This window comes from Thermoflexus sp., assembly GCF_042408365.1.
GTDB lineage: Bacteria > Chloroflexota > Anaerolineae > Thermoflexales > Thermoflexaceae > Thermoflexus.
In genome coordinates this window covers 1-10,075 of record NZ_JBHOQJ010000026.1, presented here as the reverse complement: position 1 = coordinate 10,075, position 10,075 = coordinate 1, and the positions used below count along the sequence as shown (strand labels likewise).

The following is a 10,075-nucleotide window of genomic DNA, read 5'->3' as shown; positions in this document are numbered from 1 at the left end:
GGGGGGCGGCCTGCGCCAGCCCCCCAGCTGTTGACCCCCATCCGCGGAGACAGGCGCTCAGAACGCCGGCCCGCCCAGAAGGCGCTCGATCTCCTCCTTGTGGCGGGTCTCGTCCTCCGCGAACATCTCCAGGGTGGCCTTCAGACCGATGTCGCCCACAGCCTCGGCCTGAGCCGCCCGCTCCCTATAACCGGCGATCGCCTCGAGCTCGAACTTCAGGGAATCCTCCAGGACCCCCCGCCAGTCAAAGACCTCGGTGGGTGTCTGGGGCTGGATCTTCGGCGTACCTCCCAGCGCAACGATCTTGTCTGCCAAGTACATGGCGTGCTTCACTTCATCAGCGACTTCCTTCTGCAGGAGCTCCCGCACCTCGTGGCCTGCGAGGCCTTTCAGCACGCTGGCGTGGCGAATGTAGCGGAGGATCGTGTTCAGCTCCGCGTTGAGATCCCGGTTCAATCCTTCGATCAGCTGGGCCAGCTTCTCATCCATCGCAACCCCCTGTGAAGGAGAGTTATGAAACTTTGCGTTGCTCCTGCAACGCAAAGGCGTTCCTGCTGGAAGTGTGGAGAGGGCGAAGAGCCCGCCGCTGAGCGACCTCCCCGCCCCGAGCCCCTTAGAAGAGAAAGTTTTAAGCTGAGCCCATCGCCAGAAGCTGGATCCAGCACCTGCCCGTTGGGAGGGATCGCCGCAACACGGTGAGCGGGCGCGTTGCCCTTCATTTTGACCCCTCCCGGAGAATCCGTCGGAGCACCGCCGGCATGATCCCTCCGTGCCGGTAGTATTCCACCTCCACCGGGGTATCCAAGCGGGCGATCGCCGTGAAGGTGAGCTCGCTGCCGTCAGGTCGGCGGGCTCGCACGGTCACCTCCTGCCGAGGCCGCAGCCCGGCCGCGATCCCCTCAATGTCATAAACCTCAAAACCGGTCAGGCCCAGTGTCTCCCGGTTCTCGCCGGGCCGGAACTGCAACGGTAACACACCCATCCCGACCAGGTTGCTGCGGTGGATTCGCTCGAAGGACTCGGCGAGCACCGCCTTCACGCCCAGCAGCGCCGTCCCCTTGGCCGCCCAATCCCGGGAGGATCCACTCCCGTATTCTTTGCCCGCGATAATGATCAACGGGATCCCCACCTCCTGATACCGCATCGCCGCCTCATAGATCGTCATCTTCTCGCCGGTTGGGTGGTAAACGGTGTAGCCTCCCTCCGTCCCGGGCACCAGCATGTTCTTCAGGCGGATGTTGGCGAAGGTGCCTCGGATCATCACCTCGTGGTTGCCCCGCCGAGCCCCATAGGTGTTGAAGTCCGCCGGCTGGACCCCTCGGGCGATCAGGTACTGGCCGGCCGGGCTGTTGACAGCGATGCTCCCTGCGGGCGAGATGTGATCCGTGGTGATCGTGTCACCCAACAGCGCCAACACCCGCGCCCCTCGGATATCCCGGAGCGGCGGCGGCTCCAGGGCGAAATCCAAGAAGAACGGAGGTTCCTGAATGTAGGTTGAATCCGGATCCCATTCGTAGAGCTCGCCCTCCGGGACCGGAAGGCTCTTCCATTGCTCATCGCCCTCAAAGACGCGGGCGTAGCGAGACCGGAATATCTCGGGGTCCAGGCTCTCGCGGATCGTCCGCTGGATCTCTTCCTGAGAGGGCCAGATATCCCGCAGGAAGACCGGCTGGCCGTTCGGATCCACGCCTAGAGGTTCTGTCTCGAAGTCGATATCGATGCGGCCGGCCAGGGCGTAGGCGATCACCAGCATGGGGGATGCCAGGTAATTCGCTCGTACCAGCGGATGGATGCGGGCCTCGAAGTTGCGGTTGCCGCTCAACACGGCCACCGCCACCAGGTTGTGATCTCGGATCGCTTTAGCGACCGGCTCGGGGAGGGGACCGCTGTTGCCGATACACGTGGTGCATCCAAAGCCCACCACGTGGAAACGAAGGGCCTCCAGATACGGCAGGAGGTTCGCCCGACGTAGGTAATCCACCACCACCGCCGACCCAGGAGCCAGGCTGGTCTTCACGTAGGGCTTCACCGTGAGGCCCCGCTTCACCGCGTTGCGAGCGAGCAACCCTGCCCCCACCATCACGGACGGGTTCGAGGTGTTCGTGCAAGAGGTAATGGCCGCGATCACCACGGAGCCATGCCCCAGGGCCACCGTCTGGCCATCCATGCTCACCCAGGTGGCGGGGGCAGACGGCGCGACGGCCTGGGCCACCGGTGCCGGTGCAGTCGCGCCCCCCTCCCCTTCCAGCCGACCGACCGCCTGGGTGTTCGCCGAGTTCGAGGGGGGGAGCATCGCCGCAACGCTCTCCCAGAACTGGCGTTTCACCTCCCGCATGGGAACTCGATCGTGGGGCCGTCGCGGGCCAGCCAGCGTGGGCTCTATGGCCGACAGATCCAGCTCCACCACATCGGTGTACATCGGATCCGGGCCTCCGCCGTCATAGAACAGGCTCTGGGCCTTGGTATAACGCTCCACGAGATCCACCAGCTCCGGATCCCGCCCTGTGCCCCGGAGATACGCCAGGGTCTCCTCATCCACAGGGAAGAACCCGCATGTGGCCCCATATTCCGGCGCCATGTTCGCGATCGTCGCCCGATCCGGCAGGCTGAGGGCCCGCAGCCCTGGCCCGAAGAACTCCACGAACTTGTCCACCACCCCCTTCTTGCGAAGGACTTGGGTGATCGTGAGGACCAGGTCGGTGGCGGTGGCTCCCTCTGGAAGGCGACCCACTAAGCGGACCCCAATCACCTCCGGGATGCGGATGTAGTAAGGCTGGCCCAGCATCACCGCTTCGGCCTCAATACCTCCCACACCCCAACCCAGCACCCCTAGGGCATTGATCATCGTGGTGTGGGAATCGGTGCCCACCAGGGTATCTGGGAAGGCAACGACTTCACCGTCTACCTCGCGGGTCTGGACCACCTTCGCCAGGTATTCCAGGTTGACCTGGTGGACAATCCCTGTGCCAGGGGGGACCACGCGGAAGTTCTGGAAAGCTTTTTGGGCCCAGCGGAGCAGAGTGTAGCGCTCGCGGTTTCGCTCGAACTCTTTCTCCACGTTCAGACGGAACGCCAACTCCGTCCCGAAGAAATCCACCTGGACGGAGTGGTCGATCACCAGGTCTACCGGCACCAGCGGGTTGATCCGCCGGGGATCCCCGCCCAGGCGCTTCACGGCCGCACGCATGGCCGCCAAATCCACCACCGCCGGGACGCCGGTGAAGTCCTGGAGGAGCACCCGCGCGGGCATGAAGGGGATCTCCCGGTCCGGCAGGTCTTTGGGCTGCCAACGGGCCAGCGCCAACACGTCCTCTTCCGTGACCAATTGCCCATCACAATGCCGGAGGGTGTTCTCCAGAAGGACACGGATGGAGAACGGCAGGCGGGCCGGATCGCCCACGCCCAAATCGGCCAGACGGCCGAGCCGGTAATACCGCACCGCCCCCGCTGCGGTCTCCAACGTCCCCTTCGCACCGAACGGATCGCGTTGGCTCATTGTTCCCTCACCTCCGAAGCGCTGGGTTCATGAGGGGCACTTGAAAGCGCGCCGAGGCACGCCCAACTGTATAGGTTCTCTGTTATCGTAACACGGTTTCTCCCTCTCGCAAAGGTTCCGTAGTTTTAACGGCTTGCACATTCCATTGGTGGAAGCAAGAATGGCTGGCAGCCTGACCATCCCTTAAGAGGAGACAGCCCGCTCGACGGGCCGCCTTGTCGGGCGAACGAAAGGGTCCTGGGAGTCCTACATTCCCCTTTATAAACCCCATCCTAGGAGGCGAGCGATGTCTCGGATTCGATGGTTCGGACCGGTTCTGCTGCTGATCAGCGCATGTGCGGGAAGAACACCGACGATCTCCCCGCCTCCCACGTCCCTCCTGACCGCTCCAGCAACGGAGACGGCGGCCCCATCGCCCCTTGCGCCCCCGACGCCAACTACACCGCCCACACCGGCGGCTTCGCCGACCCCCTCGGCTTCCACCTCATGCGCCGCCCCAACCATCCCGGTTCACGGCGGAGCGGTCCGGGCGGCTGAAGGTTGTCTCCACGTGCACCTGGAGCCCAACCAGGTCTGGGAGAAAGACGGGTTCGATTTGGCCGCCGCGGTGGGCTACGTAGGGCCTCAACCACCGTGCGCTGCCTTCTACCTGAAGATTTCTTGGCAGGTCACCGCAGGGAACGGCGCTGGGGTGAAGTGGACCATGGTCCGTCAGGGGGAGGAGATCCAGACGGGCCAGGGGAGCAGCGGGGAGGATGGGGGCGGATGCGGGTTCTATCGGCTGCATAACAACAGCGGGGGGCCAATCGATGTGGACGTGCGGGTGGCGGTGGATCTGATGTATTAGAAACCTTCCATGGCCATCCTCTAGATTGGAACCATCTCAGCCTGGCAATATTTGGTGCGGAGCTCCCACGAAGAGGCCAAATGGCCCCACCCTATGGATCCCTCTCCCCCCGGCCCAGAGGGCCGGGGGGAGAGGGATAAAAAATTATTTCGGGGCAGAGCTGCGCGCCTCTGGCGTGCGGCTCTCCCCCCAAAGCCTCCAGGAGGAAACCCCCATGGAAACGCCCATATCCGTATTGCGTTGCGTTATGAACGGCTGAATAGGTACTCCGTAACTTAACTCAGAAACCGGCCCGCTGGCTACCAACGATTGCCCAAACCTCGGCGATAAAACTCCTCAGGTCATCTAACCCCGTCTGCAAAATCTCATAAACCCGGCGTGGCTCTACCTCATGGTATAAGTGGACGACCAGATTCCGAAACCGAACCATTCGGGGATCAGCCGGTACCCGCCCGGAAATCCTCCGGAAGGCTTCGAAGCATCTCTAAGCGCGCAAGAGAGGTCTCAATGTGCTGAATCCGCTCCCGAATTCGCGGGAGGTCATATTCCATATGCCTCCTCCAGCGCCCGGTCATAGTCTCGATAGACCGCCCGCAGGTCCGGCTCGTAGTCCATGTAGCGAATGATGGTCTCCTCAATGAAATCGGAGGCCCGGATTGGGTCTCGCTCGTAGATCAGGAGGCCGCCGATGGCCCGGTAGCGTAGCAAGAGATGAGCGCGGTTCGGGTTGATGATATCCACCCGCTCCATCCCCAACGCCTCCTCGGCGGCAGCGCCCACGTCCAGCTCCTCCTCCAAAGAGGGATCCCGATCAAACAGCACATCCAGGTCTACGTCGCTTTCCGGGGAAAGGTATCCGATCCCTACTTGGCTTTTCACGTTTCGACCTCCCCTGGTATCTGTGGAGGACCTCTCTACCGGGATGCGAATGGGCATCGGGCTAGGGTTAAATATGGATCGCCGCCCCCACAGCCGCGTGGGCAACCTCGACAAGGACCTCGCTGAGGGTCGGATGGGCGTGGACCGATCGGACGATCTCCTCGGGGGTGAGCTCGGCAGTCCGTGCGAGGACCATCTCGGGGAGCAGCTCCGTGACCTCGGGGCCGATCATATGGACCCCCAGGATCTCCCCATATTTCGCATCCACCACCAGTTTCACGAAACCTCCATGCTCGCCGAAGGCCAGGGCCTTCCCGTTGGCCTGGAAGGGGAACTTGCTCACTTTCACAGAATAACCCTGCTCCCGGGCCTGTTTTTCCGTGAGCCCCATGGAGGCGATCTGGGGGCGGCAGTAGATGCAGCGCGGCACGGCCAGATAATCGAGGGCCGGTGGCACGGATCCTTTCCCCTCCTGTGCGGCGATGTGCTCCACCGCCACAATCCCCTGAGCTGAGGCCACATGGGCCAGGGGCAGCTTCCCAGTCACGTCGCCGATGGCGTAGATGTTGGGCACCGAGGTCTGCAGGTAATCGTTCACCGTGATGGCCCCTCGCTCCACCTGCACCCCCACGGCCTCCAGACCCAAGTTCTCCACGTTAGGCTGCACACCGATCGCCACCAGCACCGTCTCCGCCTCCACGGTCTTCCCGCCAGCCTCTACCGCTACACCGCCGTTTGCCGATCGCACAGCGTCCACCCGAGTGTTCGTCATGAAACGGATCCCCATCCGGGTGAACTGCTTCTCCAGCTCCACGCTGATCTCCTCATCCTCCAACGGCGCCAGATGGGGGAGCATCTCGATCAGGGTGACCTCGGCGCCATAAGCCCGAAAGAGATAGGCGAACTCCAGCCCGATGGGTCCAGCGCCGATGATCACGATGGACTGAGGGGCTTGTTTCAGCTCCAACGCCTGGCGGTAAGTGATCACCCGAGGTGGGTCGATCGAGAGACCGGGCAGCAAGCGGGGCCGCGCCCCGGTGGCCAGGACAATGTATTTCGCCTCCAACACCCCCTCGAACTTTTGTCCCCCGACAGCTACCCCTTGGGTGGGGTGCACCTCAACCTGGTGGGCCGAGCGCAGTTTCCCCTCCCCTTCATAGACATCGATCCGGTTTTTGCGCATCAGGAACTGAACGCCTCGCACCAGGCGGTCGGCCACCTGACGGCTGCGCTGATAGGCGGCCTCGTAGTTCACCTTTAGGTTCTCAAAGGAAAAACCGAACTCATCCCCCCGGCTCAGCAGTTCGATCACCTCTGCATTGCGCAGCAGCGCCTTGGTGGGGATGCAGCCCCAGTTAAGGCACACACCCCCAAGGTGCTCCCGCTCCACCAGCGCCGTCTTCAGCCCCAGCTGCGCCGCCCGGATCGCGGCCACGTAACCACCAGGCCCACCGCCGATGATGACCACGTCATACTGCGCCATGGAAGCCTCCTTCCCTTGCGGAGATTCATAACGCATCATGCGATCAGGAAAACCTCACAAAATATGGAGCCGCCCCCTATCAACCGGGCCCGAGCGGCCCGATCCCTAGGGCTGCTTCCCTCCCCCACCGAAAGCTCTCTTCACCCCCCGGCTGCCAGACGGGCCTTGAGCTCAGAGATCACTTGAACCGGCGTCGGGTCGATCGCGTAGGCGAGCGCCAGGTAGACGCTGATGAAATCTCCGAGGAGGATCAAGGAGAACACCTGGGCGATGCGGCTCTCACCGCGCCCGGTGAAAAGATCCGTATTCACCCCTTGACGCATGAACAGTTCCCGGGTGATACGGACCCGCAGCGCGTTGCGCGGATGGTCCGAGGGTGCTGTCAGGAAAAGGGCGATCAGATGCGGCAGCAGCTCGGAAGGGAACTCCGTCCCCACGATCGTGTTATGATCCGCCTCCGGCAGGGCCTCGAAGACGGCCGCCGCCTTCGCGTTTTCATTAATCTGGGTCTTCCAGCGACGCGCGACCTCCGCGAGGGGTCCCGCGCCGAAGATCACAGGGATGCGTCCGATCAACTGGCCGGCCATCCGTTTGGCCGGGTTGCGAACGGTCGGCACCTCTGGGGCCATCTGGGCGGCATCCTCCTGCAACCGGGCCGCCGCCTCCTCGATGGCGGCCCGTGCATCCGGGATCAGGCCCAGACGGTGGAGCAAACCGAGAAGGATCGAGAAGGAGTACCCCAAGGCCGCCCGTGGCTGCCCCACAGGCTCAAAACGGAAGAGAGGGACCTCCCATTCCTGGGCCCATGCCGCCAGCCGCCCGCCCGTAGCGATCGCGGCCAGCGCGCACCCGCGCTTCCGCGCCGTCTCAAAGGCTTCGAGGGTCTCCTCCGTTTCCCCGGAGTAGCTGGAGCCGATGACCAGCGTGCGAGGCCCCTGGGCGAAGGCGGGCAGGGCGTAATCTCGTACCACCGTCAGGGGGATCGGACAGTCCGCTTCAACCAGGGCGGCCACCAGCGAGGCCCCAATGGCCGACCCACCCATCCCAGCGATAACGACATGGTCGAAGGCGGACGCCGACCATCCCGAAGGCAACGGCGCGCGCATCGCCAGCTCCCAACCCGCCTGCAACTGTCGGGGGAGATCGGCCACCAGGTCGAGCATCCGACCGGCGTCCAGAGCCCGCAAGCGTGGCACGTCATCCAAATGAATCATCGCTTTGCCTCCAGGACAACTTTCAGCCTTGTGAGCACCCACCGCTGATACATCATCCGAGCTGCCTGTTGCACCAACAGGATTTTAGTAGGCCTCACGCTGCGAAAGCAATACCGAGCGGAATCACGCTCGATTGCTTCGCCTGCGCTCTGTTGCTCGCACTGGAAAAATTAATCCGGAAACGCCGACATCAAGACGCACTGGAGGAGTGAATGCTCCCTCCTCCCTTTCTCCCCCTACGCCCTCGGCATCTGTCCTCGGCAATCCGGGAGAAGTTCGGATCCTCCTCTCACTAACACCCCGGCACACGCGGTAGAATGTAGCGCAGCGTGATGTAGACAAAGGTGGGAAACTTCCCTTACGCCTGTTGATACCTCGGATCCACCTCGATGATCAGCCCTGCCCCTTGAGCGCGAATGATCAACTCCTTCTGCTCGGTGCGGACCAGGGCCCATTCCCGGCTCTTCGCGTTCACTAGCCGCCATCCCTGAGCCTCCAACGCCCTTCCATAACGCGTCATCGCCTCTTGAGCAGGAAGCGTCGTCCTAAAAACGATATAAACCCCCTCTGCCCTGATCGGCCCTTTTTCCCCGCATCGATCACCGTTACCAGCTGGAAGCCTCCCGGTTGGGGGAGCTCCCGCAAACCCTGATCCAGGCCAGCTTGGGTCCGATGCATGATGGGCCAGTCCTATAGATAAGGCGCTTCCAACACCCAGGCACAGGCCACCCGCCCCAGAAAACAGATCCCGACCAACCCCAGAACCCCTAAAAGCAGAGCGAAGCGTCAGCTCATCGCCCTTTCCGATCCACCCCCACATATTCACAAAACAGAAACCGAGCAAGGGCTATCGCCCTTTGCCGAATTCTCGGTTCAGGATCTGGGCAAGACGTTCCGGCTCATCGGTGATGATCGCTTTGACACCCCATCGGATCAGGCGCTGCGCCTCCTCCGCCTCGTTCACGGTCCACGCCACCACTGAGTATCCACGCTGCCAGCACCAACGAACGGTGCGCTCGTCGATCATCGAGAAATGCAGGTGGCGGGCCTGATGGGGGACCAGAAAAGCCAGCCAGGCCCGACGCAAGGGGAGAGGCAGATCGGGACCCACCAGGAGCCCCCGGGGGATCTCGGGCGCTAGGCGCCAGGCCCAGCGCAGGGCTAGCGGATTGAACGAAGAAAGCAACACCCGCTCCGACAGGCCATACCGGCGAACCCGCCCCACTACCGACTGGACCAATCCCCTCCCCCAATCCTGGAACGCCTTCAGCTCGATGTTGTAGCGAACCCGATCCCCAAAAGCCTCAAAGACCTCATCCAGCGTGGGGATCCGCTCGCCCGCGAAGCGAGGATCGAACCAGGCGCCGGCGTCCAGGGCCTTCAGCTCTGCAACCGTCTTCTCCCAGACCCGCCCGGAACCGTCCGTGGTCCGATGGAGATGGACGTCGTGAAGCACGACGGGGATCCCATCGCGGGACAGGTGAACATCCAGCTCGAAGCCATCGGCGCCCAGCTCCAGCGCCAGGCGGAAGGCCGCCATGGTGTTCTCCGGGGCGATCCGACTGGCCCCTCGATGCGCCAGGTTGAGCGGGCGATCTGTTCGGAAAAAGGCTATCGGGAATCCCCCTCAAGGTCTCAACGTTTAGGCCCCACAGCGCCTGTGGATCTTGAGGAGCGGGGAGCCATCGTTTGGGACCAGGGTGTGCCGAACCCTACGCAGACGTTACCACCGCTCGCCCCAGTTGACCCAGGCCAGCCAGGCGGCCAGGAGGGCAGCGCTGATGGAGGTGGCGGGGATCAGAAGGTCACCCCCGGCGGGGAGTGACCCTCTGGCCGTGAAGGCCAACAACATCGCGGTGGCCACGGTCCACCCGGCCGCCGAACCGATCAATCCGGCCAGGAAAATCCGAATCCAACGCACACGGGAAGGCGGCAGCATGAGATCCTCCCCCTTGTCTTCAGTGTGATCCATTGTGGGCAAGTTGATGGAGGATCGCAAGCGATGGGTTTCCTCATGGCGGAGCCATTCGCTTCCCCCTCAAATACTGTAGGTAGAAAGCAACGTAACTATTCAGTCGTTCTCACGCAATGCCCATACGGATGTAGGCGGTTTCTTCCTGGGGGCTTTGGGGGCTGAGCCGCGCGCCTTCGACGCA

At 63.0% G+C, this 10,075-nt stretch carries 10 protein-coding genes; 1 reads left to right on the top strand and 9 read right to left on the bottom strand.

Annotated features, from left to right (window positions below; genetic code table 11):
• Positions 1 to 57 precede the first annotated feature (57 nt).
• Positions 58 to 489, bottom strand: coding sequence for a bacterioferritin (locus ACFMO5_RS01275; RefSeq protein ID WP_376790962.1), 432 nt, complete (start codon positions 487 to 489; stop codon positions 58 to 60).
• 226 nt (positions 490 to 715) lie between these two features.
• The gene (gene acnA / locus ACFMO5_RS01270) at positions 716 to 3,496 is read right to left on the bottom strand and encodes an aconitate hydratase AcnA (RefSeq protein WP_376790961.1); all 2,781 of its coding nucleotides are present in this window, start codon (positions 3,494 to 3,496) and stop codon (positions 716 to 718) included.
• Between the two features lie 286 nt (positions 3,497 to 3,782).
• Here acnA and ACFMO5_RS01265 point away from each other — a divergent pair, with 286 nt between their 5' ends.
• On the top strand, positions 3,783 to 4,343 hold the full coding sequence (locus tag ACFMO5_RS01265; RefSeq protein WP_376790960.1) for a hypothetical protein: 561 nt from the start codon (positions 3,783 to 3,785) through the stop codon (positions 4,341 to 4,343).
• Positions 4,344 to 4,623: 280 nt separating this feature from the next.
• Here the strand turns inward: ACFMO5_RS01265 and ACFMO5_RS01260 are convergent, their stop codons facing one another.
• The 7 genes from ACFMO5_RS01260 to ACFMO5_RS01230 all read right to left on the bottom strand — a co-directional run bounded on the left by ACFMO5_RS01260 (position 4,624) and on the right by ACFMO5_RS01230 (position 9,858).
• Entirely contained in the window at positions 4,624 to 4,773 is a 150-nt protein-coding gene (locus ACFMO5_RS01260) for a HepT-like ribonuclease domain-containing protein (RefSeq protein ID WP_376790959.1), read from the bottom strand.
• 110 nt (positions 4,774 to 4,883) lie between these two features.
• On the bottom strand, positions 4,884 to 5,222 hold the full coding sequence (locus ACFMO5_RS01255) for a nucleotidyltransferase domain-containing protein (protein ID WP_376790958.1): 339 nt from the start codon (positions 5,220 to 5,222) through the stop codon (positions 4,884 to 4,886).
• A gap of 67 nt (positions 5,223 to 5,289) precedes the next feature.
• Positions 5,290 to 6,705, bottom strand: a complete 1,416-nt coding sequence (lpdA, locus tag ACFMO5_RS01250) for a dihydrolipoyl dehydrogenase (protein WP_376790957.1) — start codon at positions 6,703 to 6,705, stop codon at positions 5,290 to 5,292.
• 140 nt (positions 6,706 to 6,845) lie between these two features.
• Positions 6,846 to 7,919 carry a bifunctional phosphoglucose/phosphomannose isomerase gene (locus ACFMO5_RS01245; RefSeq protein WP_376790956.1) on the bottom strand — a complete coding sequence of 358 codons (1,074 nt, stop codon included), beginning with the start codon at positions 7,917 to 7,919 and terminating at the stop codon, positions 6,846 to 6,848.
• A gap of 358 nt (positions 7,920 to 8,277) precedes the next feature.
• The gene (locus tag ACFMO5_RS01240) at positions 8,278 to 8,439 is read right to left on the bottom strand and encodes a hypothetical protein (RefSeq protein WP_376790955.1); all 162 of its coding nucleotides are present in this window, start codon (positions 8,437 to 8,439) and stop codon (positions 8,278 to 8,280) included.
• Between the two features lie 327 nt (positions 8,440 to 8,766).
• A complete protein-coding gene (locus tag ACFMO5_RS01235; RefSeq protein ID WP_376790963.1) occupies positions 8,767 to 9,501 on the bottom strand; it encodes a glycerophosphodiester phosphodiesterase in 735 nt (244 codons plus the stop codon).
• A 141-nt stretch (positions 9,502 to 9,642) separates the two neighbouring features.
• On the bottom strand, positions 9,643 to 9,858 hold the full coding sequence (locus ACFMO5_RS01230; RefSeq protein ID WP_376790954.1) for a hypothetical protein: 216 nt from the start codon (positions 9,856 to 9,858) through the stop codon (positions 9,643 to 9,645).
• Between the last annotated feature and the right edge of the window lie 217 nt (positions 9,859 to 10,075).